The organism is Echinicola arenosa (assembly GCF_014841125.1).
Taxonomy (GTDB): Bacteria; Bacteroidota; Bacteroidia; order Cytophagales; family Cyclobacteriaceae; genus Echinicola; species Echinicola arenosa.
The window spans coordinates 39,631-65,396 of record NZ_JACYTQ010000001.1; the positions used below are offsets into that span (position 1 = coordinate 39,631).

Here is a 25,766-nt window from a genome sequence, read left to right on the forward strand (position 1 = left end):
ACTGATACATTTACGTCTTTAAGGAAGATATACCTTAAATTTAAAGTAGAATTCTTTATTTTGAATTAGATAAAACTTAAAAATGGAAATTTACAGACCATTACTTTTTACCTATGCCTATAATATTCTTGGATCTGTTGAAGAAGCTGAAGACTTGGTTCAAGATGTATTTTTTAAGTATTTGAAATTAGATCAAAGCACCATCAAAAATGAAAAATCTTACCTAAGTAGAATGGTCATCAACGGTGCCATAAACCTTAAAAAATCCTCAAAATCTCAAAAGGAGAGCTATCCTGGGCTTTGGCTACCAGAGCCTATAGATACAGAGAACTCAGAATATGAAAAAAAAGAAATCCTAACCTATTCATTGATGATATTGATGGAAAAGTTAGACCCCAAACAACGAGCTGTTTTTGTATTAAGAGAAGCTTTTGATTATAGCCATGAAGAGATCAGTTCAACTCTCGAAATTAGCCAAGAACTTTCTAGACAGCTATTAAGTAGGGCCAAAAAAAACTTGAAAAATGAAACTAATCAAAAAGAGCTAGCTAATAATTCTTTGATTGTTCAAAACTATATTGATGCTATCCATGAGGGTAATATTGGCAGTTTAGAAAAGCTATTGAAAGAAGATATTCTTGTCAGTTCTGATGGTGGTGGCAAAGCTTCTGCAAGTAGAAAAACCATCATTGGCCTCACTGATTCCATCGCCATGTTTATGGGCTTATATAAAAAATTCTATAAAGAAGCGCACCTCGAGTTTCGACAGGTCAATCACCAACCTGCCATTTTCTACTATTCACCCGATGGCTCCTTAAACAATTGCCAGGTGTTCGCAGTAGATAAGGGACAAATCAGCCACGTCTACTTTATCCGTAATCCTGATAAACTGAAAAATTTAGAGAAAAAGCCTCATTAACTTGTCACATATAAGTATCATAATTTGTCATTAGAGCAAATCAAAAATTTCAAAACAATGAAAGAAAGAATTGCTTATCAAAACTTACCCAAGGGGCTGTACAATGCGATGATGTCACCCCAAAACTATGTGGACCAGTGTGGGATCGACTTGGGATTATTGGAGTTAATCAGAATGAGAGTATCCCAAATTAATAGCTGTGCTTATTGTATGGATATGCACTTTAAGGAGGGAATTGAAGCTGGAGAATCCGCTTTGAGGCTATTTTCTGTATCAGCCTGGAGGGAAACACCTTACTATTCACCTCAAGAAGAAGCTGTGCTGGAGTTTACTGAAAAGCTAACTAGAATGGCTGAGGAAGAACATAGCCATGATATCCATGAAAAGCTAGATCAATATTTCTCCAAAGAAGAAATTGCTAACCTGACATTAGCCATTATCCAAATCAATTCGTGGAATCGTTTGGTAAGGTCTTTCGGCTTTATTCCTGGTCAATATAAAGTTCAAAGTAAGACTAATGTTTAATGAATTTGTTGGCCTTTCAATTTTGATTGAAAGGCCAACAAATTCATTCCTCAATAACTCAAACCTTCTTGAAAGTCTCCAATACCTTGAGCTGGCCTCCATTCATACTTTGGCTCAAAATACTCCCAAAGAAGGGCAGATACTTTTCGCGCTAAAACCCAGGACTCATTGTCCGGTTTCCAACTCTTATCCTCATTATTCTTGGTAGCTATATAAAAAACATAGTCTCCATGAGGAGCATTAACCATCACCAATTCAGAACGAGAAGCATTCACCATTCCCTGCTTAGAGGCTGTTTGTATATAGGGAGGAATTTGGGAAAGCGCATAATCATCATAATAAATATTGGTCATGAGGCGATACATTCTTTCAGAAGCTGCCCTATTGACTATTTCACCCTTCCTGATCATCTTGAGAAGGGTAGCCATTTCTTTTGGTGTGGTTTGCCCCCATCCATACTGCCTCCAGTTCTCTTCTCTGCCCTCGGTTCTGGAATTCACCCGGGTAAACTCAAAACCGTATGATGACAAAATTGGATTGATGGTTTCCCCACTTCCTGCCAAAGCTTGGTTCCAAAGCGAGGTAGTATTATCACTGTAGCTGATCATTAATGCCAAGAGTGTGCTCAGATCAGTAACTGTACTATCCTTAAAAAACTGCATCAACCCTGATCCCCCGTATTGAATAGAATCATGGTATACCATTGGCTGATGATACTCGAGTTCCCCATCTGCTATCTTCTGAAATACCCCAACTAAAATGGGAATCTTCACTATACTGGCTGTAGGAAAAATGGTATCAGCGTTAATCGCAGCATATTTTCCTGAGGGGAGGTGCTCCACATATATTCCGGCAGTACCATGAAATTGGCTAATCAGGGGCTTAAGTTTTTCTTGAAGCTTTTTATCAAGCTTTAAATTTTGGGCCTTCACCAAAGTTAAACCCATTGCTACCATTAAAATGGTAAGAATTGATATTTTTTTCATCGAAACAAAACAATAAAGGATTAACCCTTAAAACCAATTAATTTTCATCTACAATAAACGAATTAAAAGCCATCTTTGAATCCCCATTTTCAGTGAAAAGCACAAAAAAAGCTGCAATCCTCAGTGACTGCAGCCTTTATCTATTTAGTTTTATCCTAAAAATTATTTCTTGTAATATTTCAGTGCTTCCGGCATTTGTGACTTAAGTTCATCTATCCTTCTATCAGGACCGGGGTGAGTGGACAAGAACTCAGGTGGAGCTGCCCCCCCTGAACTTGCTTCCATTCTTTCCCAAAACTCAGGTGCTACTCGGGGATCATATCCTGCTATCGCCATAAAAATCAGTCCCAATTGGTCAGCTTCCAACTCTTGGTCTCTAGAGAATTTAAGCATTCCTACTTGGCTTCCCATACCAACAGCTTGCATAAAAATCGTTTCTGTCAGTGTAGGGTTTTGACCAAGTGCCGCCTGTACTCCACCTAAAAGACCATTCGCTACCAATCCTTGGGACATTCTCTCTCTGGCATGGCTGGCAATGGCGTGAGCCACCTCATGCCCCATTACCACTGCAATGCCTTCATCATTTTGGCAAACTGGAAGAATTCCAGTATAAAAAGCCACTTTTCCTCCTGGCATACACCAAGCATTTACCTGATCGTCTTGAATCAGGTTAAATTCCCATTGAAACCCTTCTAATATATCTCCATAGCCATTATCATTCAGGTAAGTTTCAACTGCAGCGGCTACTCTTTTCCCAACCCTCACCACACTCTCACCATCAGCGGTATTGGTAACCACTTTACTTTCTGACTTTACTTCATTGTACTGTTGAAAGGCCATAGGAAGCACTTCTGAGTTATCCACCAAACTTAATTGCTTCCTGCCACTCAAAGGAACAGTTGCACAGCTGTACAAAACCAAAGCTGTTAATAATAAAACTGATATTCGTTTCAACATATCTTTTAATAATTGATTAATAGGTTTAAACCAAAAAAGGTGCCAGACCAAAATAAACCTTAAGAGCTCAAATTCAGACCAAGGCTGTTTTTAATGCAAATTAGGAGAACATTTTTTGATAGTACAGTACTAGTACCAAAAAAGTAATGTTCATTATTTTTTCAAATAGGTTAAACCACAGAAAACCAACAAATAAACCCAAAAATTTTATTCATAAATCGCATTTAAATATTATTCAATATATATCCGCAATTTTACCAGAAAAGAATAAAGGCGAGTAGAAACTGCCCTTTAAATTAAAGTATCAACTGCTTCAGACTTAAGGTCTACCTGGCCGTTAGGCAGGCTTCCGACCACTTGAGCATAGGATGTATGGTTGCTGGCATCATAGCGGATAATCAGATTATTCAATTTCAAGCCTTTAAATTTAATACACTTGAAAAAAATTATTTTTTATTCCTTACATAGATCAATTTATGTCTTCCTCTCTGACTTTCTCGCTGTTCGATTTCAAATTTATTTATTGAACCAATCATTGGAGTCAGCTTCTGAAAGCCATAGTTTCTGGAATCAAAGTTTGGCTGCTTCTTTTGCAACAGGTTCCCTACGTCTCCCAAAAATGCCCAGCCATCATCATCTTCACAATCTGAAATGGTATTGGCGATTAATCGAATTACTTTATTAGTGATTTTATCGACATCAGAACTACCCTTGGTGTCCTTCCCTACATCCACTTTATCCTCTTTGCTTTCCTGCTTTAAAATCTCCAAATAGATAAACTTATCACATGCAGCAATAAAAGGAGTGGGTGTTTTCTTCTCTCCAATACCTATAACCTTCATGCTTGCTTCCCGAAGTCTTGTCGCCAGCTTAGTGAAATCACTGTCGCTTGACACCAAGCAAAACCCATTTACTTTTTCAGAATATAGGATATCCATTGCGTCAATAATCATTGCGGAATCTGTCGCATTTTTCCCAGAGGTATAGCTGTATTGTTGCATGGGTGTAATGGCATTTTCCAAAAGCACTGCTTTCCATTTTGCCAACTGAGGTTGGGTCCAGTCACCATAAATTCGCTTTACGGTTGGATTTCCATATTTAGCGATTTCCTCCATCATTTCCTGCACATAATTAGAAGGGATGTTGTCCGCATCTATTAATACGGCAAGTTTTAGTTCGTTTTCCATTATTGGATTATCAAATTTTTAAAAGTGTCACTTAAAGTTACCGAAATAAATTGGCTAAGGCATTAAATGGCAATTTTATGATTTACCATTGCTTGACATCCACCAACTTTTGTATTTTAGAATCTCATAACAGCCTGATATCAAATGCCCGATAATGCTTTAAAGTTTAAATTAACCAGATTGGCACCAACACCAAGCGGCTATTTACATTTGGGAAATGCATTGTCGTTTGCCATTACCGTTTCATTAGCCAAACACTTTGAAGCCAAGATCATGCTAAGAATCGATGACCTCGATCAAGACAGAGTAAGAAAAGCCTACGTGGAGGATATTTTCGACACACTAAACTATCTGGAAATACCTTGGGACCAAGGCCCAAAAAACTACCAGGCCTATAAAAACTTTTATTCTCAAACCCATCGATTGAATTTTTATGAAGAGGTCTTACAACACCTTATAGGAACCCATCAATTATTTGCCTGTGATTGTAGCAGAAAGGATATTTTGGAAAAAACAGATGAGGGAAGTTACCCCGGCACTTGCATAACTAAAGGATTAAATCTCTTTCATGATCAAGTAAACTGGCGCTTGATTACCGATCAAAAAGCTATCAAAATGAGAAGTCTTTTTGAACCTAAAATAAAGACAAGGCTTCCAGAAAAACAGCAAAATTTTATAGTAAGGAAAAAAGACCTGATGCCGGCCTATCAATTAGCTTCATTGGTGGATGACATCTACTATGGTGTGGACCTGATAGTAAGAGGACAAGACCTCTATGATTCCACATTAATGCAGCTGCATTTGGCCAAAAAAATCCAAAAGAACAAGTTCACTAAAACTGTCTTTTACCACCACGAGTTGGTTAGGGATAAAAAAATGCAAAAACTATCAAAGTCCGAAGGAGCTAAATCTATTCAAGCATTGAGAAAGGCTGGAGCCCGCAAAGAAGATATCTACCAGATGCTTGGTGAAATCCTACAGTTTAATAATACTGTCCATGACTTAAGCACCTTCCAAGATGCATTTTTAAAAAAAGCCGGGATAAACCCGGCTATTCAAAATTAATATTTCGCAGGAGCTCCCTTTTCAGGTAAAGCTTTTTGGATAAAGTCCCTAATGTCATCATTAGCTGTTTCCAAGTCCTCAGACCTCAAGTACATCATGTGTCCACTTCGGTATCCTTTCCATTCCAACCTATCTTTTAACTTTCCGCTTGGATCCATTTGCCACATGGAATACTTGGCATTAAAGTAATCTGTACCTCCATCATAATATCCCGATTGGATCATGACATGTAAGTAAGGATTTTGAGCTACAGCAGAACGTAAATTCTCACCTGTCCTATCTCCTGACCTGTCCCAGGGGTGAACTGGGCCAAAAAGGTAATAATTTAAGTCAGTCTTAAAATTCAGGCCATTGATCATATAATCATTGAATGCAGGAGCAAATGCATGGTTCCAAGCCGTCAAAGCGGGGTCATGGTCATATCGTGTTCCGGCATCTTGCCTATCAATCCCTCTATATCGACTATCCAAGCGACCTATGGTCAAGCCCTTATCCCTTAACAACTCTTTCCAGAAGTAGCTTGTAGGAACAGCTAAATTATGTTCTAAAATCACTCGTTCATCCAAGCCTGAGTAAAGAGACATTCTCTTGGCTAGAGACTCTTTTCTTTCCTCTTCCAAAAAACCTCCTTTAACCATAGCAGGAATCAATTCACTAACGGTAAACTCTTCCACTTCAGGCAATATTTCCTCTAAATCCTTACTTTGTAGACTTGGATCCAGCACGCCATGATACCAAGCCGTTGCAGCATAATAAGGGAGGTAGTTTGCTGCAGCGATTGGCCCCTCCCGATCGATCCCCAAATCTGTGGGAGAAACCAAAACTACCCCATTAAAATACATCCACTCATTGCCCTGCAACCTATTGACCAAACCTGATACACGGGTAGTGCCATAACTTTCTCCAATTAGGAACTTTGGTGAAGCCCACCTGTTTTGGCGGTTAACAAATGTCCTAACCCATTCTGCCAAATAATCAATATCGGCATTTACTCCAAAAAACATGGATCGCTTTGCTTCCTTGTCAGTTATCCTGGAATAACCTGTATTCACCGGATCCACATAAACAATATCTGCTACATCCAAGATTGAATGCGGATTATCTTTCACCCCATAAGGTTGGACAGGATTACCTTCATCATCGATATTCAACAATACTGGCCCAGTATAGGCAATATGCATCCAAATCGAAGCCGATCCTGGGCCACCATTGAATGAAATTACCAAAGGCCTATTGGCTTTATCAGAAATATCATTACGCTCATAATAAGTGTAGAAAAGGTAAGCCACTTCTTTACCATCATTATCCCAAACTGGTTGCGTCCCAACTGTGGCAGAATAGGGTACGACCTTTCCTTTTATGGTAACCTGATGCTTGGAGGTAGCAGAAGAGTCAGAGTTTAGCTTTTCCTGCGCCATAAGGGACAATGAAATCCCTAAAAATGTTAATACTGAAAGTATCGATCTTTTCATAAAATCTAAATTAAGTGAGGGCTGAATATAAAAATTTATCTGTATATCCGCTATTTCACCAGGACATTTAACCCTTCAAAACATTCTCTCAAGGACAGCTCAGATCTCACAGAAATGATTGTCTAAACCTTTCTACTGCCCCTGCTAGGTCCATGGAATCTCCGTTGCGGGACGGACAGGCAGTGGGAGTCAGGTTACTGGTGTGAAATTGGTCCATATTAATGAATGTAACATTTTTAACATTGACTCTTTAACCCATATTTAACCCCTAGTTAAGCCGTGTTTATCCCGTGTTTTAGCCGTGTTTCTCTTATCAGTGATTCAGGCTTGTCTACACCTTAAGTACTGGAAAAACTTGGGTACATCCCTTTCAATGTTTTGGTTATAAGAACCTTGGGAATCCTTCTGTCCCTCATCGCGATAAGCCAATATTTTTCCAACTATTAAGGAGCTGAATGGCTGATTTGATTTTTCGAATTGTTGGGGGATCAGATAGCTCGGATAAGATTTTCTTTCTTGCCACATATTTCGACCAACACAAAGGTTGCTATCCTACTTTGGTCAAATTGTAGCATCGGGCTTTAATAAATGCATACTGAAGAAAAGCTATATTGTAAATGCTTGAGTTGATCCATTTAATAGTTTAAACAAATGATTTATGTGCAAGGAAACATTTTTAATAATAGGTACATCCGCAACTGTACCAGAAAAGATTAAAAGCGTATGGAAACGATCGTTTTGTTTGATTGAGGTATCCACTGCTTCAGGCTTCAGTTCTATCTGGCAGTTAGACAGGCTTCCGACCACTTAAGCAAAGAATGTATGGTTACTGGCGTCATGGCGGATATTCAGAAAAATTTATTAGACTACATTTAGCAAGATTCATAATGGTGGTCAAAAAGTGATTTTAAGGGAACGATATTATCAGTTGTACCCTCAAATAATGGTGTACTTATGGCACTTTTATTGCAAATGGATGTACTGAATAAAATACATCCTAATTATCAATGTTTTGACCAATGAAAATATTTTTAAAGAAATGTCCAATTGCTAGTTTTCTGCTGGTATCAATAGTGGCTTTCGTATCCTGTATGGAAGAAACCCCAATGAAAGAAGAAGTAATTAATGTTCAACATTACCCTATAGTCAAAAACAATGATGTTGACAATCCTACGTTATGGTTAAGGGTTCAGTTTAGCCACCAAAAAGGGACAGATGAGTGGTCTGAAATAGCTATCCATGATATTGAGGGCTTTAACTATGAAATTGGTAATAATTATGAATTAAGCATACGAAAAGAAGAGGCATATCACAGTGCCTCGGATATGTATTATGTAAAATACACTTTACTTTCAGAAATTTCAAAAGAGCCAGTTAGCTCAAACACAACATTTGAAATACCCCTTAAATCGAGTGCATACAATCCTACCAATCTTGTTTATGGAAGTGTGGAACTTGGCTACAAATTGCTTGGGGAAATCCCCATCATTTGTACTTCTCTTTGTAATGATTTGGAATCAAATCTAGCCACAAACGCAGAAGTGGCAGGAGTCTTCAAGCACGAGGGAGATGGATACATAAAATTAATTCAACTAAAGTAGGCTACCACAAGTTATACTTTATTATGTTGAAAGGCTGAGAAAATTTTTTCAGCCTTTTTTATTTGTTCTTCCAAATAAGCCTTCAATTCCTCCCCTTCTTCCAGTTCTACCTCTCCAGGCAATCCCAAAATAAACCTACCGACGCCAGGTAACTCAGGTATCTCAGACTCAAAATAATATCGCCCGCCTTTGACATAAGTGAAAGGCTTGGCATCAGGATGCTCTTCCATTAGTAACTGATAGGCTTTTTTTGACAATTTAAGCTTTACTTTAAATTGATCTTTTCCTGTAAAACCAAAAAGTCCCTGCTCCAAAACTTCGTGCAATGGCTCATACTCTTGCTTCTTAGTACTCACATGAACTGCTCCAATCCGTTCCAGTTTAAAAAGCTTCATCTCTTTACTAGCCACTTCTAAAGCATACACAGATTCAAAATTATTATTGAATGCCACCGGCTCAATCAACCTATCAGAAATAGAATCACTGCTCAATGAATAATAATCTTTGAGTGTTACTTGCAACTTATTTTTAATGGCATCACTAATTTCATCCACAAACATTCCTAAGTGCGCATTAAAAAGTTGAGAGACGCTTTGCTGAAAATCCGATCTTATATGAACCTTCTGAAGTATAGAATCCTTCAACAGGTTTTTCTTCACTCCTTTATTCATCAAATCAATGATGTAGGAAGTTTCATCTTCGGTGAAAGTTCCATAAAATGAATCCTTATGATGATCTATTCGGTCTTCAATTTTAAACTTCCCATATTGTTTTTTTACCTGAAACCCCAGTTCTTTCAAAAGATTAAAATACCTGTATATCGTACGTCTATCAGTCCCTAAAGACTCCGCTAACCGTCCTACTGGTTTACCAACATTAGAACGGAGCAAATTAATTAATTTAAAGACCCTCAGTATTTTTTGTTGCTCTACACTTTTAGTTTTAGCCATGACCCATTAAATTTCAGAATGCAATTTAAGTTTTAGTAAATAAAAGTGCAGTTTAGTGACACGAATTGTCAATTTTTAATTATTACGTGCACTGGCAAAGTATTGTTTTGCCAGCCTATTTGAAGTCTATATGCCTAATCAACTCAATCAAAACCAGCAATATTTAACATTAGGAGCTGGGGGTTTCTTTCTGGTAGTCTATTGGATATTTGGCTATGATGGGATTACTTTCAGTGATGACGTCTCTTACCTTGAACTTGGCCAAAGGTTTTGGATGGGGGAAGAGGTGCTGACCAATGACCATTTTACTAGTCGGTGGGGAGCTTATATATTTTCTGGCTTGATCACCTTTCTCTTTGGCTACAACGATCATCTGGCATCACTTTCATCTTTGATTTACTATTTAGGGGCAATGCTAATGATTTGGAAAACCCTTCCCAACCCAACCTCCAGAGGGTTCTTTGTGCTTTTTTTTGCCAGCAATGTCTATTTACTCCACTTTTTGACCAAAGTTTATCCGGATGCTGCGTTAGTATTTTGGACGGCCTTAATTCTGTTTGCTGCATTCTATCGTCATCAAAAACCCTTATGGTCCGCTCTCCTTATGTCCGCAGCTTTCTTTGTTGGTTTCTGCACAAAAGAAACCATCGTATTTCTGGCTCCACTTCCTTTAATGCTATGGTGGTTGGATTTCCGAAATAAAGCACAAAGGCTGTTTTATGTTTATTTTTTTAGTTCTTTGGTAATCTTAGCTATTGGATACCTTACTTATTTTTCTTTAAAATTTGAAGATCCATTGTTTCGCTTTAAAAGTATTCAAGACGGTCATTATATCTCTCCATATACTTATTTTGACAAAGACTGGAAAGTTATGCTTCAGCGCATCACCTACTCCCCTGTTTTTACATTTGTCGAAAGAGCCTATTGGCTTTGGTTTATTTTAGCAGTTCCTGGGATTTTTAGGGCTTTTAAAAACAAAAGAGATTTATCGTTGATCTTTGCCTTTAGCTCAATTTGCCTGATCTTGGGCTTTTGGTTTATGAGTACTAGTTTTTCCTATTACAACCCTATTTACCTGAATCCCAGACACCTCATTATTCTATTAGTCCCATTTTCAGTAAACATTGCTTTGGAAAGTAAAAGATGGATGGACAATTTTTTTTGGAACCGCTTCTGCTCACTTTGGATAGCATTTGGTGGTTTCATAGCCCTTGGAGCGCTAGATTGGAAATTGGGAACATACTATATTCTTTTTGCAGGTGCATTGCTGTTATGTCCCAAACCAATCAAAACAGTATCATTAGTCATTCTACTGATTTTGCCCACTTTTATTTCTGTTGGATATCAAAAGCATTTGAAAAACTACCCACATTTGAAAGAGGAATTTACAAAAGCAATGGAAAAAAGCCGCTCTTCTTTCCCTTTAGTTACACACGACTTTCTGTTGAAGAGCAGAGGAGTAATTACAGGAAACTATAACAAAGCCCCTCATGCACTTGCTTTGGACGGCTTAAAAGAAAAAGTCCGTCTTGATCAGCAACCAGAAGAATTTCAAGTGTTTATTTACAAATACTACAAACATGCTTACCCAGAAGAAGTGGGTTTTGTAAATGAGGTCAACCGTATTACGGAAAACAACCACTATGTCCCTGTGAATATTTTCGAAGACAAATGGATAAAAATCACCCACTTCAAGAGAGTTTCTCCTTTGTCACCTTTTTCCAACAGCGAATATTCGATTAACATTGAACCCTACTCGGAACTGTTCTCCTGGAGTTCCATTGACACCGGCCAATAAATATTGCTCATTTAAAGCCTGACTGGTCACAAAATACATCTGAAACACATGCCCTCCTGCTTCCACATCAATCCCTAGTCCTAGGTTGTTTTTCAAATCATTATTGAGGTTCGGGATATATTGAAATGTCAAGGAGGATTTTCCCGTAATTTTATACTTTGCACTCATCCCCAACGCCAGATACAAATTCTCATTCTCTTCTATTCTGAATACAGAAAGTGGGTTGGAAAAATAAGCTAACATTGGACTTAACTGTACACTGATTTTATCGTTAAACTTTCTCGCTAACATTACCTGAGCAGCATAACTTAACCGATCTGAAAAGCTAACTTCTGGTTCAGTCACATAGGAATAATCTACTGAGTTTATCCCGGCTCCTCCCATTAAGCTGACAGAAAAAGGTATTGAATTGTTATAAGTCTGCTGAAATAAATGGTATCTACCATACAGGTCATAAACCTTGTCCAAACTTGACCTGGACATACCCAATGAGAACCTATCAGAAACCCCATACTCAAAACTAAATTGGATGTTCGCCCCATTATCCAAGCCAAAAAGATTTTGAATCCCTCCATCCAAAGTTCCAAAAGTATGCATGATGGCAAAATGAAGGCTCTTCTTTTCCAAAGGTTCCACCGTAAGTAAATTAATATGTCTAGGAGCATGAAAAATCAAATCAACTTTCCTGTTTTCTTCTGCAGGCTTTCGCTCCAACTGCGCTAAAACACAGTTTGAGAGAAAAAACAAAACCAATAAAAAAACGATATTCTTCATAGTTATGGTGATTTAAGGTTAGCTTTTACAGTAATCGTTTGTTCTTCAGAAAGCTCATAAAACATGATTTTGGGAATAGCAATACCATGATCACCTAATAAGACTTTAAACTGGGCTGACAATTCCAGTACTTCTCCATCAGTTGACTGTTTCAAGGTGCCTTTGATTTTCATGTCTTGGCTTACCCCATGAATCTTAAACTCTCCATCCACCATGACTTCTTTGCCATTTTTGAATTGTTCCTTCAGCGCTTCATCCATATCCACTACCTTACCGGTAAATTCTGCATATGGAAACTCAGTTGTTTCAAGGTAATTTTCTCTCATATGCCTATCTCTTAGGCCTATCCCTGTTTGTAAAGTATTGAGATCAATGTAAAAATCCACCAGATTTTTATCTAAATCAATCAGTCCATTCAACTGATCAGATTTCCCTTTAAATTCGTTCAGAGCAGCATTTGAAAGAAATTCCACATGACCAGACGTCGTTTGATAAGCTTGACTAAAAGCATGTTGGGTATTCCCCAAGTAAATGATATAAAATATGATGAAGAGCTTCCTCATTATCTTTTGGTTATGGTCAAAATATCATCTTGTACCGAAGTAGTATAAGATTTCAATGGGGTCGATGCAGGGCCATTTTCTACAGATCCTGACACATTAAACCTTGAACCATGGCAACCACAGATAAATTGGTTACTTTGAAAAGACCAATTGGTATCGCAATTTTGATGGGTACAAATAGATGTCAAGGCGTTAAAATCATTATTACCTGTATTGACCACCAATACTTTTGCGGAAGCTATCAGCAACCAGCCACCAGAGGTTTTAAGCCCAACTTGCTTATTTAGATCCACGCTTACCAAATTTCCATTAACTGAAATACCATCGTTGTTGCCATTGCTAGGGTTGGAAGGAATGGAGGGCTCCATATCTTCAGAGCTGCCGCAAGCTGTAAAAAATGATACTCCAAACATGGACATTACCGATAGTGATCCTGCTTTGGCTAAAAACTCCCTCCTATCTTGTGAGAGTGTTCCTGAGTTTGGGTTATTTTGCTTTTTCATATCGAGATATACGCACATTGGCTACCTCGCAGATTTCCGGAATAATATTTTGTTAATCACACCATTCTTTACTAATTAACATTATTGACACTTACCAAACTGAAAATAAGTCAGTTAGAAATAGTAAATTGAGAATTCATTTTTCACTAACTACTCGGGAACATGACTTTAAAAGAAGCCATTACGCTAATAGAGTCAGCAAATATTCAGGATCATAATGGGCAAAAATGGATGGATCTGGGCTGTGGTTCAGGAGTTTTCAGTAGGGCGCTAGGAAATATACTGCCTCCAAATAGCACCATCTATGCAATTGACAAAACTTACCAAGAAGTAGAAGAATGGATCAATACTAAATTTGAAATTCAATTTTTACAGTTGGACTTTATACATCATGACCTACCTGCAGTCCAACTCGACGGAATTATTATGGCTAATAGCCTGCATTATGTAAAGGATCCTGGCACCTTTTTAAAGTCTATTAAAAAAAGGCTTGAATCCACTTCAAGTATTATAATTATCGAATACAACACAGATAAACCCAATCCTTGGATTCCATACCCTCTAAACTATCTCCGACTCAGTGATGTCATATTTGCAGCAGGTTTTTCAAAAATTAGATTATTGAACAAAACAAAGTCAATCTATGGTGGGGAAATATATTCTGCTCAAATCATTTAATATCAATCGAAGTAGGAAACTTCTATTATTATATTTGAAAAAATGTATATCCGCAATTGCACCAGTAAAGGTTAAAAGCGAGTCGAAATGTTTGTTTTAATTAAAATATCAACTGCTTCGGTCTTCAGGCTTCAAACTTCTGACCACTTTAAGCAAAGGATTTAAGGTTACTGGCATCATTGCGGATAATCAGATTGAAAAATAGAAATGTATAACCTGATCAAAATTTTGAATTTAGGTTAAAAAGCAAAAGCTATGAAACAAAGTCCCATAGCTTTAATCAATTAACAATAAACCCATAAGTAAGTCTTAAAGGGTGAGTGCCCAACAATTTATCAAACAAAACAGGACTTCAACTACTAAATCAAACCTCTTTGCTTAAACAAAAATGTAAGACAGATTTGCCAATCTCAACACCCTAACATTCAACAAACTTACCTTACAAAGGTAAAACTTTTTTTATCGCCATAAATACATTAATAAAATATTTTATAATTAAATATATAGTTATAGTATATTTTATAAAAAGTATATTTAATATCTATACATCCAATATTACACCAAATAATAATTTGACTCAAAAAACAAAAACCAAGCTCACCTGCATCTGATTCAGACAAGCTTGGTTCCACAGACCTTAACTAAAAAAGCAATCAAGCAAATAGAAATTATCCCTGATCACATTCAAAATCAATGTTCACTATCGACCAGTTGTTGTTCGTTTTTATCAATGTAACAATAGAAAATCTTGTTTAAAACGCTTCCAAGGCCATTGGCATATTTTTGGTACAAGAAGATGGAAATCTATTTTACCATTAATTTTCATCAATGAAACTATTCATAAGCCTCGTTCTTTGGACCATTCTTTTTGTACTTTGTTGGCCACTTGCCTTGCTTTTACTTTTGCTATATCCCCTAATATGGTTGTTGGTATTACCATTTAGAATTCTAGGGTTCGGAGTGACACTCACCTTATCGATGATCACTGCGCTGTTTATGCTCCCTTTCAATGCTTTCAAATAGTAGAACACCATTTGAGGCTTGACAACTAAATGGCCTAAAAACAACTTTCCTCTTAGGACAAACAACCCATCACTAATAAAAGACACAAGTAACCTTGTGTCTCCCAAAGCCGTAAAAGCAATTCCCTAACAAATATTTTCCATAATCGTGAAATCAGATAATTGAATTTACAACACCTCCATCTACTCTAAGCGCGGCTCCATTAGTGGCTGAAGAAAGTGGACTAGCAACATATGCAACCATATTCGCTACCTCTCGGGACTCTGCAAAGCGCTGGATCAACGAAGTAGGGCGTCGTTTTTCAAAAAACTCCTTCAATACCTCATTTTCCGAAATTCCCTTTTCATTTGCTGTAGCTGAAATATCAGCTTTGTTGGCCCTGCTCCACGTCGGGCCAGGTAATACTGAATTCACTGTAACACCAGTCCCTTTGCTCAATCTCGCTAGCCCCCTTGAGATGGCCAATTGCGCGGTCTTGCTCATCCCATAATGCACCATTTCTGTCGGAATATTGATAGCAGATTCACTGGAGATAAAAATAATCCTACCCCAATTTTGCTCAAGCATTTTAGGAAAATAATACCTAGATAACCTTACTCCACTCATCACATTGATGTCAAACATTTCTTGCCATTCTTCGTCTGAAATCTCTCCAAAGTCAACCTGATTAAAAATCCCTACATTATTAATCAAGATATCTACATCTGAAGCTTTCTCTAACAAAGCATTTACCTCTGCTACCTTTGAAAAATCGGCCACAATTCCAGACACATTTTTATTTCCAGTTTTTAGCTGAATTTCCTCTACTTTTTTATTTACATCCACTTCTTTCCTACCGTTTAAAATGACTTGTGCGCCTTCTTCTGCCAATAAAAGTGCAATTTCAAAACCAATACCGGCAGTAGATCCAGTGACTAATGCTCTTTTTCCTTTAAGCTGTAAATCCATTTCTTAGTGTTTATTAATTGAAAATATATTTGAATTATAATCATGAAACAGGTATAAACCTGTAAGATATAGTCCATAGAAAAGTTGGATACTTACGCCATCCCAGTTCTCCAGTAAACTTGACCCGAAAATCAACAGACAGACAAGCAATACCCCAAAAGCGCTGGTAAATCTTACCCATAGACCGAGCAAAATGGTCAAACCTAGTAGGAGTTCCACAAAGGGTAAGACACTCGCAAAAGCCCTTACCAAGAAATCAGGAAGCCAAGTCATGTCAAAAGCTTGGGCCATACCTTCAGCAAAAGCGGTAAGCTTGGGCAACCTGACTATTCCATGTCCCAAAAAACTAAAGCCAATCGGCAACCTTGCCAAGGTAAAGGCCATTTCTCGTCTGTGTATTATTTCTTTAACCATACCTATTCAACGAATACACTATTTGATCATATGTGTATATTTCAATGTTAATTAGGTAAATTTCTATTATGAAAAGGTACAAGCAATTTGATGACTTGATTATTGATGATTTTGAGCTCAGTTCTTGGAATCATCCGCTTCATAACCACAATCACTATGAAATCATTTTTATCGCCCATGGAATTGGTTTACATATTCTGAATGGGCAAAAAATAGCATATAGCCAAGGAGATTTATTTCTTTTGGGACCTTCAGATAAACATGAGTTTATGATTGATGAAAAGACTAGATTTATTTATTTCAAATTCACTAAAAGGTACATTAACGACCCAAGTCCACTGACTATTCCTGCAACTTGGAAATCGCTTTCTGAAACCTTAATCAAACACCCTGCAAGAAAAAGAGGAAGCCTGATCAAACTTGACACAGACAAAAAACAAACTTCGAGATTAATGGAGTTAATAATTGTAGAATCTTTGAAGCCCAACAGTGGCCAGGTGATTTATCAATTGTTTATTGCACTCGCATTGATCATTAAGAGAAACCTTAAAGAGGATTTTTATAGCTCCACATCTAAACCTATCACAGAAGAAATTTTAGAATATATAGATCAAAATATTCGGGATCCCGATAAACTTACCATCCAACATTTGTCAACTTGTTTTCATCTTTCTCCCAACTACCTAGGCATTTGGTTTAAAAAACAAGTCGGAAGTTCACTCAGAGAATATATTGGAGAATTTAGACTTAAACTTATTTTACGATTACTTGAAAAACAACAGCTAAGCAACAAACAGATCGCTGCTGAATTCGGGTTTGTGGATGAAAGCCATCTTTACAAATTTGTAAAGACAAAAACCGGAAAAAACTTAAAGGAGGCTGCAAATCCTTCCAAATAAAAAAGGCCTGATTTTTCAGGCCTTTCAAACTAGTTATTAAACTTTATAATATTCTTCCCAACCTTTTCTAGGTGGCTCACCAACGAGCAAGTCATTGGCCAGCGAATTATTGGTGATCACTTTTTTGTCCCTGTCAAATTTCAGTTTGGTATTTAACCTTTGTGCTAAAGTACCCAAAGTAAATACCTGACTCAATGGTCCTGCAATCTCAAAAGGAGACCTGGTTTTCTCTTCTCCCTTGCATGCTAAAAGGAAATTGGCAAAATGGTTTGAAGTACTTTCCGGTACCTCAGGAAGCTTGCCTTCCATTTCCTTGGCTTTTTCAGACGGGATGATGGAAAGTGTACTACCATGAGACCCACCCTTAAACGTCAAATCCTTTCCATAAATAATCTTTCCAGGGTTAAGCTTAGATGGTTGAATCTTACCATTACTAGCTGCAGGAATATCCGCATCCAACTCTGAAGTACCATAACCTGCAGGCACCTCAGGAACATTATCGAGACCATCATACCATGTTACAGTAAGTTTCGGCATTTTTCCTCTTTTAGGAAACTTAAATGCCAAAGTGGTGGCTTGGGGATAAAATAAAGGATTGTGGCCTTCGATTTTTACAGGGTCAACCTCATATGGTAATCCTAAGTCTAAGAATTGGTGGAAGCTATCCATTATATGCGCTCCCCAGTCTCCCAAAGCGCCCATACCAAAGTCATACCAACACCTCCACTGCCCATTGATAAAGTCCTTGTTATAATTATGTTCTTGAGCAGTTGTTAACCAAGTATCCCAATCCAATGTTTCTGGAATAGCCTCAGCAGGCGGAAAGCTTGTAATAGAAGTATCCCAACCGTGCCACCTTCTTCGACCGTTCATATGGCATGTAATCTTTTTTACATCCTTGATGATTCCAGCATCTATCCAAGCTTTGAATTGGAAATAATTGGCTTCAGAATGTCCTTGATTTCCCATTTGGGTCACTACTTTGTACTTATCTGCAGCCTTCATCAATAGCTCAATTTCATTGAAGGTCCTTGCCAACGGTTTTTCCACATACACTCCTTTTCCAGCTGCCATGGCTTCCATGGTAATAGGAAAATGTGAAAAATCAGGCGTACCTACAGTTACAGCATCAAATTCATTTCCTACCTTATCGAAAAGCTCTCTGAAGTCCTGAAAATGTTTTGCCTTTGGAAATTTATCAATTGTTTTTACCGTATGAGGTGCTCCCATATCTACATCACACAAGGCGACAATATTGGCAAGTCCTGTATTATCAATAGCGTCAATTACTTGCCCTCCTCGGTTACCAATTCCGATACACGCTAAATTTACCCGATCACTAGGAGCCACAGATGCTTTACGGATCAATTCTCCTGTTTTACTTCGGATTTCAGGTTTTGCAAATAGCACATGACTAGGAACAATTGTCACTGCTCCAAACCCTAGTACACTTTTTTTCAAAAAATCCCTTCTCTCTTTCTTAACCGATCCCCCTTGTGTTTTTTGGTTTTTCTTCTTCATAGTGGTTTTTATAGTTATTTATAGGTCTATGAAAAAAGTACCCTTCTGTCTCAAGGCCCTTTTTAATAGTAAAATTAAAAGTAAGCATTCTTTTCAAAAATCAAATGCCATTTCTCTCGAATGGGCCAAATAACCTATAAACGGGATTTCTTAAATTCACGTCAAACTATCAAATCTGACTCTACTTACTATACATAAAGCACATCCTTAATAATATCTTCCTTGCTGAACACTGATTTTGCAAAAGGGCATAAAGGGATTACCTTTATTTTATCTTCCCTTGCGTAGTCTACCAAATTCATTAACATCAGCTTTCCAACTCCCATCCCTTTAAAATCAGGATTCACCTCTGTATGGTCAATGATAAGCTTTTCCTTTCCTGCAAAAGTATAAGTCATTCTGCCCGCCTCTTCGCCATCTTCATCAGCCATAAAAAATCCTCCTTTTTCTTCTTTGATATTCCGAACAATCATATTCTTAAAATTTTGGTTACAACACTATGGGGTAAAAATTTAAATGACTATAAATTCCACTTATAAAAATTAACAATAAAAAAGGAGGCTTCCGCCCCCTTCTCTCAAATTTTATAATTAAATAACATTGTAACAAGTTATTTTACCTTAAGCTTACTTGCCGCAGCTTCATCAGCCAACCACAACAATTCGCCTTCTTTTGGGTGAATCAACTGGGAAGGGTATAAATCAGCATTGCTTTCCCCTTCTAACACTTCATAAAGTGCATTCGCTTTATTTTCTCCAAAAACAAAGAAAACTATTTTCTTGGCTTTGTTGATCAAGGGAGCTGTCAAGGTAATCCTATATATATCCTTTGACTCCAAGAAATATCCTTTGACCCAATCTTCTTTTTCTTCCAGAACGTCTGTACCTGGAAACAAGGAAGCTGTGTGACCATCATCACCCATTCCTAGAAGGATCAGATCAAATATTCCTTCCTCACCCAATTCTTTTTTAATATATTGAGTATATTCAGCTGCCCGTGCCTCAGGAGTGATGCCTGCAGCCCACATAGGGTAAATATTTTCTTCAGGCACTGGCACATGGTTCAGTAATGTCTGATAGGCCATTCCCGCATTACTTTGTTCATCCTCCAACGGCACCCATCGCTCATCTCCCCAAAAAACATATACCTTGCTCCAGTCAACCTGATCTTTATACTTTGGTTCAGCCAACAACCCATACAGTTTTACAGGGGAACTCCCTCCTGTTAAGGCCACCGTAAATTTGCCTTTTTCTTGAATAGCAGCCTTTGCTAATTCTACAAAAAGATCAGCAGCTACTTTCCCCAGTTCGGCAGGGTCTTTATGAATATTAATCATCTTTCTTTTAATCTTTTTGAAGGTTCAAGGCCCATACATGGCCGTCTTTAGCTATCAGTGCTTCAGCATTTTCCGGCCCCCATGCGCCTGCTGCATAGTTAGGAAAGTCCAATGAAGGTCTTTTTTCCCAAACTTCCAGAATTGAACTAATTACATCCCAGGCCTCTTCCACCTGATCAGACCTCATAAACAAGGTTGGGTCGCCACGCATTGCGTCCAACAATAAGGTCTCATATGCCTCGGGCGTCTGCGTGCTACACGCATCATAATCATATATCATGTCCGCCTGGTTCAAGTTCATCTCCAAGCCATGACGCTTCACTGTAAATCTCAGCCTAATATCCATTTGTGGTTGGATATTGATCGTTAACCTATTGGGCATTACGCTATCTGCCTGCTCTCTTGAGAAAGTGGAGTGTGGTACAGGTCTAAACTGAATCGTAATAGAAGAAGTCTTAACAGGCATGCGCTTTCCAGTGCGTAAATAAAATGGCACACCTTGCCATCTCCAATTATCAAGATATAGCTTAATGGCTGCATAAGTTTCCGTACCTGATTCCTTCTCTACCCCATTTTCTTCCCTGTACCCAGGAACCTTCTTTCCTTCAACCCAGCCAGGACCGTACTGACCCCGTACAGCAAATTTATGGACATCTTCGTGCTTGATCCTCCTCACAGCTCTAAGGACATCTGCTTTTCTATTTCTAATCTCTTCTGCATCGAATGAAATGGGCGCTTCCATGGCCACCATGCAAAGAATCTGCAGCAAGTGATTTTGGATCATATCCCTTAATGCACCTGATCCCTCATAATAACCTCCACGATCCTCTACCCCTACCTGCTCAGCCACAGTAATCTGCACATAATCAATGTAATTACGATTCCAAAGAGGTTCGAAAAGGGCATTGGCAAAACGGAAAGCCAAGATATTCTGAACAGTTTCCTTACCCAAATAATGGTCAATTCTGTATATCTGTTCTTCTTTAAATGTCCTTCTCAACATGTCATTGAGCTCGATGGCGGTAGCCTTGTTGGTACCAAAAGGTTTTTCAATAATAATCCTGTCCAACACATCATCACTGGCCAAACCTGACTCGCTCAAGTTCATAGTTACCGTTTCTATAAATCGAGGTGCAACTGATAGGTAAAAAAGCCTGTTTGCCCTAACTCCCCACTCCTCATCTATCTTATCCATCTTTTCGGCCAACTCTTTATAAGATTTGGCATCATTGATATTGGACTGAAAATAACTGATGGATGGGTTGAATTTCTCCCACTTCTCCTGTACAGGTTTTCCGTTTCTGGAGAACTCAGTTAGACCATCGAAAAGTCTTTTCTTATAGGAATCATTATCCAGTTCAGTTCTTCCCAAACCTATGATTGCAAATTTGCTAGGCATCCATCCATCCAGAAACAGGTTATAAAATGCTGGCACTAATTTGCGTTTGGCCAAGTCTCCTGTTCCTCCGAAAATGACAATGATGGTCGGATCCGCCTTTTTGGTTGTTTTCATTCTTTTATTGTTTAAAATCTTCCCCGCCTTCTATTCCCATTGGGCGTGAAAAACTCCTTCTTTATCTATTCTTTCAAACTGGTGTGCACCAAAGAAATCCCTTTGGGCTTGGATGACATTGGTGGACAATGTCTCACTTCTATAAGCATCAAAATATCCCAAAGCAGCCATATAAGCAGGAGCTGGTATTCCTTTATCTACAGCTATCTTTACCACCTCCCTGATATCAGATTGTGTATTGACTAAACTCTCCCCGATTTTCTCATCCAGCAGCAAGTTAGGCAATTCAGGATTCTTGAGGTAAGCTTGACGAAAATCTTCCAAACATAAAGCCCTGATGATACATCCACCTCTCCATATCTTGGCTACTTCCTCCAGATTCAAACCATATCCATACTCCTTTGAGGCCACAGTCAATTGTGCCATTCCTTGGGCATAGGTATTGATCATTGCAAAGTAGAAAGCATTTTTCAAAACATCAGAACTTGTTTCTACAGTATCTTTTTCACCTTTCCAAATAAGGCTTTTAGATGCTTCAATTCTTTCCTCCTTGTACTTGGAAATATCACGCATCAATACGGCCACATCAATCACAGGAACAGGTGCCTGTAAGTCCATGGCATTCTGGGAAGTCCATTTACCAGTTCCTTTTGAACGGGCGCGATCCGAGATCAATGTCACCAGCTGTTTTCCCGTTTCCTCATCTTTTTTCGCTAAAAGCTTCGCTGTGATTTCTATCAAAAATGAATGAAGTTCACTGTTATTCCATGCTTCAAAAGTCTCCTGGATCTGGCCATCACCATATCCTAATCCTCGCTTCATTAGGTCATATGTCTCCGCAATTAGCTGCATAATGCCGTATTCGATTCCATTATGAACCATCTTCACATAGTTTCCGGCTGAACCTTTTCCCAAATAAGTCACACATGGTTCTCCATCTACTTTTGCAGCGATCGCCTCAAAAACGGGCCTTAACCTTTCATAAGCTTGTGCATCACCTCCGGGCATCATACTAGGACCAAACCTTGCTCCTTTTTCTCCTCCAGAAATTCCCATTCCGAAAAAGTGAATATGCTGTTCGGCCAACTCACTGAACCTTCTGTCAGTATCTGGGAAATAAGAATTACCTCCATCAACTACAATATCTCCACTATCCAAAAAAGGCAACAATGATGCTATTGCCGCATCCACTGGCCTTCCTGCAGGAACCAAAAGCATAATGGCCTTTGGATTCCTTAATGATTTCACAAAAGCTTCCGCTGAAGTAAAGCCTTTTATCTTATGCCCTTCCGCTGCTTCTTTTTCTAAACTATTGGCTTTTTCTTCATCCAAATCCAATCCAGCAACTGCAAATCCATGGTCAGCCATGTTCAGCAGTAAATTTCTTCCCATCACCCCTAGGCCAACAATGCCAAAGTCATATTGTTCCATTATATCAAATTTCAATTTTTGGTCTTTTGTCTGCCCTTATTTATTGAATTCTTTTTCCAAGGCAATTACTTTTCCTAATCTTCTCTGAAATCTCTCCAAAGGCTGGTAGCTTGCAGCTAAAAAAGTGGCTACCAATTCACGCATGAGAGCTAAACCAATGACCCTTCCTCCCAAACAAAGTAAATTCATATCATCGTGTTCCACACCTTGGTGAGCAGAATACGGTTCTGTAACCAGCGCTGCCCTTACTCCGGGAACCTTATTGGCGGCTACTGATACTCCCACTCCACTTCCACAAATGGCGATACCTCTTTGAATTTCTCCCTTCGAAATGGCTACCGCCAATGGCTTGATAATATCAGGGTAATCATCTGCAGCATCAAAGTTAAATGCCCCAAAATCCTTTACTGAATAGCCATTGTCTTTTAACCATTCCAATATCTCTTGTTTTTGTTCAAAGCCTGCATGATCAGCAGCAATACCTATTTCCATTTTTTAGGTCGTTTGTTTTGTGCTTATCTAAACATTCAAAAAGCACCTATTAATTCCTCTTTGATTTAGAAAGCCCAAAAATAGGATTTTTTGATTTAAACCAAGCCTAATACTGACTTCAATTCAATCAAATAACCATAGTTTTATTCTATTAAGCCTATTGAGCCCATGGAGAATATTGGCAAAACTAAAAAATACAAAAGCAATCTCCGAAACTCAATGAAGATTTGGTTGGTTTCAACATGCATTAAATACCCAATAATTATTCCTTTATTAGTGACTTAAAAGGGTGATATAAATTTAGTAGAACTATTTAAACCTAAGACGTGAACCATCCATTTTATCAAAAACCTATCAAGGAGCAAAAGAGATTTATCATCTTAGCCGGAATGATCATTTTTTCAGTTTTTGGTCTGATAATAAGCCTAGCAGTTCTTACTAAATTCTATTGGTTAAGTTTGATTGCTGCTTTTTGGCTAATTATCTCGGCTCCTTTTGTTGATACTCCAACTGGTAAAAAGAGTGGAAAACTACATTATTATTCTCCTCTCTTTATTTCGGAAAAACTATCTAATAACAAAGTCATATTTCATGGAGGAACTTTATTTGACTATTATTTTGTACTTGATTTTTCGCAGAGTGGACGTAGAAGAACCCATTTTATAATTCACAACTACCTTGAAGGTATTCTGGCCTTTATTGAAAAGCACGAAAGTGATTTTGCTGACGACACGGTCCTAGAAGGAACTAGCTATATTCTTCATGCCAAAACTGCCCAAAAACTGGGTTTTTCTCCTGCTCAAACCGATGGAATTCAAACTATTATCTTACTGTTAAACTACCCAACATTAACCCTTTCCTATTCTATTTCAAAGGGCAGATTGAGCTTTCCCAAGCTATCAAGAGTCAAAACCTACCAAAGCACCCTTGGAAAACTGAAAAGCCAAAAAGAGAAGATCAAATTTCTAAAGGACAAATTAAAACCATAACCTTCGATCACCTCCAAAAAGAAAAGCCCCATACACATGGGGCTTTCTCTACCACTATAATAAACATTCAACTATATATCTGATAAACGGTTTCTATTCTGCTTCTTCCTCAGATAATTTATATGCTATGCTTGACTTTCTAAATAATTGAAAAATAACTGGAATCGCAGCGAGCGCCATTAATACTATCCCTCCTAAAAAGATATGGTAAGGATTAATAAAGTAGCTTCCTGAGCTAAACACACCCAATATCACCAAAGTACTGAACGGAAGTGAAACAGCTAGAATGTTAAGACCCAAACCTAAGTCAAACGTCTCTTTATGAGGACTATTATCATCCAATTTTTCCATACCTGAAACAGCAGACATATGTGCAAATGGCCAGAAACTGCAAGCGCTTTGAGGAAAAACTACCGCCAACAGTATAGCTGCCTCGCTGGGCATGGGCACAAACATCACCATCAAACCACTCAAAATAAAAGTAATCCCTGACCTAAAAGCCAATAAAGACACGATCATTTTCAATTGATCCCATTTTAAGACGGCCGCAACACCGATGAATATAAGAATGAGTGGCGTCATCAAGTTCTTCATCTGAACAATGGCTTCACTCAAAAACAAAGGCATACTTTCAAGCGTAACTCCAAAGCTCAGCAAGATAATCGCCACTATCATCACCATGTTTATCGGTTCATTGAGCATGGAGAGCAAAAGCCCTTTAACCTTCTGATTTCCGGAATGGGAAACAGAATGATTGGCTTTATAGTACCAGCTCATTGCCAGTAAATACGTCAAAATCAACACAAACACTTTATTGCCAATGTCCGCTAAAGCCCCCCATGCCAAGGCCTCATCCCCCAAGTACTCTACCAAAAAGGGGAAACATGAGAGCCCAGGAGCCAAAGAAGGCAAAAGCATCATCAGTGTGCGCATAGTAGATGTATCATTCTCTATCCCATATATGGGCAGCACATATTTACTTACTACCAACATCAACAAGTTAAACAGCAATGCCAAAACAGGAAGAAACAATAGATCAGGCTGTATTTCAATTTTGAGAAGCGCCACAAAAATAATTGCAGGCAAAGCAATGTTAAGGATGATAATCTTTAATCCTTTTTTGTGTTCCTCTTTATTCAATTTACTTTTTAGCAAAAAACCTATGCCAATAAGTAGCAAAAGAGAAAGGGTTTTTTGTATAGCTATACTCATAATAGGCCAA

The 25,766-nt window shown here is 38.1% G+C and carries 27 protein-coding genes; 8 read left to right on the top strand and 19 right to left on the bottom strand.

Annotated elements, in window-relative coordinates:
* Window positions 1–82 precede the first annotated feature (82 nt).
* Window positions 83–919 carry a sigma-70 family RNA polymerase sigma factor gene (locus IFO69_RS00180; RefSeq protein ID WP_192006939.1) on the top strand — a complete coding sequence of 279 codons (837 nt, stop codon included), beginning with the start codon at window positions 83–85 and terminating at the stop codon, window positions 917–919.
* Between the two features lie 57 nt (window positions 920–976).
* Window positions 977–1,444: a carboxymuconolactone decarboxylase family protein gene (locus tag IFO69_RS00185; protein ID WP_192006940.1), complete on the top strand. Its 468-nt coding sequence runs from the start codon at window positions 977–979 to the stop codon at window positions 1,442–1,444.
* 50 nt (window positions 1,445–1,494) lie between these two features.
* On the opposite strand, the gene IFO69_RS00190 is transcribed toward IFO69_RS00185, so the two are convergent.
* The 4 genes from IFO69_RS00190 to IFO69_RS00200 all read right to left on the bottom strand — a co-directional run bounded on the left by IFO69_RS00190 (window position 1,495) and on the right by IFO69_RS00200 (window position 4,574).
* Window positions 1,495–2,430 (bottom strand): serine hydrolase, encoded by a 936-nt coding sequence (locus IFO69_RS00190; RefSeq protein ID WP_192006941.1) that lies wholly within the window; start codon window positions 2,428–2,430, stop codon window positions 1,495–1,497.
* Between the two features lie 162 nt (window positions 2,431–2,592).
* Window positions 2,593–3,387 carry a M48 family metallopeptidase gene (locus IFO69_RS00195; protein WP_192006942.1) on the bottom strand — a complete coding sequence of 265 codons (795 nt, stop codon included), beginning with the start codon at window positions 3,385–3,387 and terminating at the stop codon, window positions 2,593–2,595.
* 291 nt (window positions 3,388–3,678) lie between these two features.
* Window positions 3,679–3,804, bottom strand: a complete 126-nt coding sequence (locus tag IFO69_RS21675) for a hypothetical protein (RefSeq protein WP_262891598.1) — start codon at window positions 3,802–3,804, stop codon at window positions 3,679–3,681.
* A gap of 29 nt (window positions 3,805–3,833) precedes the next feature.
* Window positions 3,834–4,574 (bottom strand): NYN domain-containing protein, encoded by a 741-nt coding sequence (locus IFO69_RS00200; protein WP_192006943.1) that lies wholly within the window; start codon window positions 4,572–4,574, stop codon window positions 3,834–3,836.
* Window positions 4,575–4,754: 180 nt separating this feature from the next.
* Between IFO69_RS00200 and IFO69_RS00205 the strand changes: the two genes are divergently transcribed.
* Complete coding sequence (locus tag IFO69_RS00205; protein ID WP_262891599.1) at window positions 4,755–5,639, top strand: glutamate--tRNA ligase family protein; 885 nt, start codon at window positions 4,755–4,757, stop codon at window positions 5,637–5,639.
* Here the strand turns inward: IFO69_RS00205 and IFO69_RS00210 are convergent.
* Entirely contained in the window at window positions 5,636–7,111 is a 1,476-nt protein-coding gene (locus IFO69_RS00210; RefSeq protein WP_192006945.1) for a S10 family peptidase, read from the bottom strand. The genes IFO69_RS00205 and IFO69_RS00210 overlap by 4 nt on opposite strands.
* 1,019 nt (window positions 7,112–8,130) lie before the next feature.
* Between IFO69_RS00210 and IFO69_RS00215 the strand changes: the two genes are divergently transcribed.
* Complete coding sequence (locus IFO69_RS00215; RefSeq protein WP_192006946.1) at window positions 8,131–8,712, top strand: DUF4377 domain-containing protein; 582 nt, start codon at window positions 8,131–8,133, stop codon at window positions 8,710–8,712.
* Between the two features lie 11 nt (window positions 8,713–8,723).
* Here the strand turns inward: IFO69_RS00215 and IFO69_RS00220 are convergent, their stop codons facing one another.
* Window positions 8,724–9,662: a helix-turn-helix transcriptional regulator gene (locus tag IFO69_RS00220; RefSeq protein WP_192006947.1), complete on the bottom strand. Its 939-nt coding sequence runs from the start codon at window positions 9,660–9,662 to the stop codon at window positions 8,724–8,726.
* A gap of 130 nt (window positions 9,663–9,792) precedes the next feature.
* Between IFO69_RS00220 and IFO69_RS00225 the strand changes: the two genes are divergently transcribed.
* On the top strand, window positions 9,793–11,460 hold the full coding sequence (locus IFO69_RS00225) for an ArnT family glycosyltransferase (protein WP_192006948.1): 1,668 nt from the start codon (window positions 9,793–9,795) through the stop codon (window positions 11,458–11,460).
* Here the strand turns inward: IFO69_RS00225 and IFO69_RS00230 are convergent.
* Genes IFO69_RS00230 through IFO69_RS00240 form a run of 3 tightly spaced genes read right to left on the bottom strand, consistent with a single transcriptional unit; the run spans window position 11,374 to window position 13,300 of the window.
* Window positions 11,374–12,234 carry a DUF5777 family beta-barrel protein gene (locus tag IFO69_RS00230; RefSeq protein WP_192006949.1) on the bottom strand — a complete coding sequence of 287 codons (861 nt, stop codon included), beginning with the start codon at window positions 12,232–12,234 and terminating at the stop codon, window positions 11,374–11,376. The two genes, IFO69_RS00225 and IFO69_RS00230, sit on opposite strands and share 87 nt — an antisense overlap.
* 2 nt (window positions 12,235–12,236) lie before the next feature.
* Complete coding sequence (locus IFO69_RS00235) at window positions 12,237–12,797, bottom strand: YceI family protein (protein WP_192006950.1); 561 nt, start codon at window positions 12,795–12,797, stop codon at window positions 12,237–12,239.
* Window positions 12,797–13,300: a QcrA and Rieske domain-containing protein gene (locus IFO69_RS00240; protein WP_192006951.1), complete on the bottom strand. Its 504-nt coding sequence runs from the start codon at window positions 13,298–13,300 to the stop codon at window positions 12,797–12,799. Before IFO69_RS00240 ends, IFO69_RS00235 begins: the two co-directional genes overlap by 1 nt.
* 162 nt (window positions 13,301–13,462) lie before the next feature.
* Here IFO69_RS00240 and IFO69_RS00245 point away from each other — a divergent pair, with 162 nt between their 5' ends.
* Window positions 13,463–13,978, top strand: a complete 516-nt coding sequence (locus IFO69_RS00245; protein ID WP_192006952.1) for a class I SAM-dependent methyltransferase — start codon at window positions 13,463–13,465, stop codon at window positions 13,976–13,978.
* An 815-nt stretch (window positions 13,979–14,793) separates the two neighbouring features.
* Here the strand turns inward: IFO69_RS00245 and IFO69_RS00250 are convergent.
* The 3 genes from IFO69_RS00250 to IFO69_RS00260 form a co-directional block, all read right to left on the bottom strand.
* Window positions 14,794–15,087, bottom strand: a complete 294-nt coding sequence (locus IFO69_RS00250; RefSeq protein WP_192006953.1) for a hypothetical protein — start codon at window positions 15,085–15,087, stop codon at window positions 14,794–14,796.
* A gap of 67 nt (window positions 15,088–15,154) precedes the next feature.
* On the bottom strand, window positions 15,155–15,949 hold the full coding sequence (locus IFO69_RS00255) for an SDR family NAD(P)-dependent oxidoreductase (RefSeq protein ID WP_192006954.1): 795 nt from the start codon (window positions 15,947–15,949) through the stop codon (window positions 15,155–15,157).
* A 3-nt stretch (window positions 15,950–15,952) separates the two neighbouring features.
* Window positions 15,953–16,363 (bottom strand): MauE/DoxX family redox-associated membrane protein, encoded by a 411-nt coding sequence (locus IFO69_RS00260; RefSeq protein WP_192006955.1) that lies wholly within the window; start codon window positions 16,361–16,363, stop codon window positions 15,953–15,955.
* 68 nt (window positions 16,364–16,431) lie between these two features.
* Between IFO69_RS00260 and IFO69_RS00265 the strand changes: the two genes are divergently transcribed.
* Window positions 16,432–17,262, top strand: a complete 831-nt coding sequence (locus IFO69_RS00265) for an AraC family transcriptional regulator (RefSeq protein WP_192006956.1) — start codon at window positions 16,432–16,434, stop codon at window positions 17,260–17,262.
* Window positions 17,263–17,298: 36 nt separating this feature from the next.
* On the opposite strand, the gene IFO69_RS00270 is transcribed toward IFO69_RS00265, so the two are convergent.
* The 6 genes from IFO69_RS00270 to IFO69_RS00295 form a co-directional block, all read right to left on the bottom strand.
* On the bottom strand, window positions 17,299–18,783 hold the full coding sequence (locus tag IFO69_RS00270; RefSeq protein WP_192006957.1) for a Gfo/Idh/MocA family oxidoreductase: 1,485 nt from the start codon (window positions 18,781–18,783) through the stop codon (window positions 17,299–17,301).
* Window positions 18,784–18,971: 188 nt separating this feature from the next.
* Window positions 18,972–19,256 (bottom strand): GNAT family N-acetyltransferase, encoded by a 285-nt coding sequence (locus IFO69_RS00275; RefSeq protein ID WP_192006958.1) that lies wholly within the window; start codon window positions 19,254–19,256, stop codon window positions 18,972–18,974.
* Between the two features lie 137 nt (window positions 19,257–19,393).
* A complete protein-coding gene (pgl, locus tag IFO69_RS00280; protein ID WP_192006959.1) occupies window positions 19,394–20,119 on the bottom strand; it encodes a 6-phosphogluconolactonase in 726 nt (241 codons plus the stop codon).
* A 7-nt stretch (window positions 20,120–20,126) separates the two neighbouring features.
* Entirely contained in the window at window positions 20,127–21,632 is a 1,506-nt protein-coding gene (zwf, locus tag IFO69_RS00285; RefSeq protein ID WP_192006960.1) for a glucose-6-phosphate dehydrogenase, read from the bottom strand.
* 30 nt (window positions 21,633–21,662) lie between these two features.
* Window positions 21,663–23,078, bottom strand: a complete 1,416-nt coding sequence (gene gndA, locus IFO69_RS00290) for an NADP-dependent phosphogluconate dehydrogenase (RefSeq protein WP_317173390.1) — start codon at window positions 23,076–23,078, stop codon at window positions 21,663–21,665.
* A 21-nt stretch (window positions 23,079–23,099) separates the two neighbouring features.
* A complete protein-coding gene (locus IFO69_RS00295; RefSeq protein ID WP_192006961.1) occupies window positions 23,100–23,555 on the bottom strand; it encodes an RpiB/LacA/LacB family sugar-phosphate isomerase in 456 nt (151 codons plus the stop codon).
* Window positions 23,556–23,881: 326 nt separating this feature from the next.
* Between IFO69_RS00295 and IFO69_RS00300 the strand changes: the two genes are divergently transcribed.
* Window positions 23,882–24,544, top strand: coding sequence for a hypothetical protein (locus tag IFO69_RS00300; RefSeq protein WP_192006962.1), 663 nt, complete (start codon window positions 23,882–23,884; stop codon window positions 24,542–24,544).
* Between the two features lie 93 nt (window positions 24,545–24,637).
* Here IFO69_RS00300 and IFO69_RS00305 read toward each other — a convergent pair whose 3' ends face one another.
* Window positions 24,638–25,756 (bottom strand): AEC family transporter, encoded by a 1,119-nt coding sequence (locus IFO69_RS00305; protein WP_192006963.1) that lies wholly within the window; start codon window positions 25,754–25,756, stop codon window positions 24,638–24,640.
* Window positions 25,757–25,766: the final 10 nt, after the last annotated feature.

Coding starts and splice junctions, on each gene's coding strand:
- IFO69_RS00180 (WP_192006939.1), top strand. CDS start 83: ATGGAAATTTACAGACCATTACTTTTTACCTATGCCTATAATATTCTT.
- IFO69_RS00185 (WP_192006940.1), top strand. CDS start 977: ATGAAAGAAAGAATTGCTTATCAAAACTTACCCAAGGGGCTGTACAAT.
- IFO69_RS00190 (WP_192006941.1), bottom strand. CDS start 2,430: ATGAAAAAAATATCAATTCTTACCATTTTAATGGTAGCAATGGGTTTA.
- IFO69_RS00195 (WP_192006942.1), bottom strand. CDS start 3,387: ATGTTGAAACGAATATCAGTTTTATTATTAACAGCTTTGGTTTTGTAC.
- IFO69_RS00200 (WP_192006943.1), bottom strand. CDS start 4,574: ATGGAAAACGAACTAAAACTTGCCGTATTAATAGATGCGGACAACATC.
- IFO69_RS00210 (WP_192006945.1), bottom strand. CDS start 7,111: ATGAAAAGATCGATACTTTCAGTATTAACATTTTTAGGGATTTCATTG.
- IFO69_RS00215 (WP_192006946.1), top strand. CDS start 8,131: ATGAAAATATTTTTAAAGAAATGTCCAATTGCTAGTTTTCTGCTGGTA.
- IFO69_RS00220 (WP_192006947.1), bottom strand. CDS start 9,662: ATGGCTAAAACTAAAAGTGTAGAGCAACAAAAAATACTGAGGGTCTTT.
- IFO69_RS00225 (WP_192006948.1), top strand. CDS start 9,793: ATGCCTAATCAACTCAATCAAAACCAGCAATATTTAACATTAGGAGCT.
- IFO69_RS00230 (WP_192006949.1), bottom strand. CDS start 12,234: ATGAAGAATATCGTTTTTTTATTGGTTTTGTTTTTTCTCTCAAACTGT.
- IFO69_RS00235 (WP_192006950.1), bottom strand. CDS start 12,797: ATGAGGAAGCTCTTCATCATATTTTATATCATTTACTTGGGGAATACC.
- IFO69_RS00240 (WP_192006951.1), bottom strand. CDS start 13,300: ATGAAAAAGCAAAATAACCCAAACTCAGGAACACTCTCACAAGATAGG.
- IFO69_RS00245 (WP_192006952.1), top strand. CDS start 13,463: ATGACTTTAAAAGAAGCCATTACGCTAATAGAGTCAGCAAATATTCAG.
- IFO69_RS00255 (WP_192006954.1), bottom strand. CDS start 15,949: ATGGATTTACAGCTTAAAGGAAAAAGAGCATTAGTCACTGGATCTACT.
- IFO69_RS00260 (WP_192006955.1), bottom strand. CDS start 16,363: ATGGTTAAAGAAATAATACACAGACGAGAAATGGCCTTTACCTTGGCA.
- IFO69_RS00265 (WP_192006956.1), top strand. CDS start 16,432: ATGAAAAGGTACAAGCAATTTGATGACTTGATTATTGATGATTTTGAG.
- IFO69_RS00270 (WP_192006957.1), bottom strand. CDS start 18,783: ATGAAGAAGAAAAACCAAAAAACACAAGGGGGATCGGTTAAGAAAGAG.
- IFO69_RS00275 (WP_192006958.1), bottom strand. CDS start 19,256: ATGATTGTTCGGAATATCAAAGAAGAAAAAGGAGGATTTTTTATGGCT.
- pgl (WP_192006959.1), bottom strand. CDS start 20,119: ATGATTAATATTCATAAAGACCCTGCCGAACTGGGGAAAGTAGCTGCT.
- zwf (WP_192006960.1), bottom strand. CDS start 21,632: ATGAAAACAACCAAAAAGGCGGATCCGACCATCATTGTCATTTTCGGA.
- IFO69_RS00295 (WP_192006961.1), bottom strand. CDS start 23,555: ATGGAAATAGGTATTGCTGCTGATCATGCAGGCTTTGAACAAAAACAA.
- IFO69_RS00305 (WP_192006963.1), bottom strand. CDS start 25,756: ATGAGTATAGCTATACAAAAAACCCTTTCTCTTTTGCTACTTATTGGC.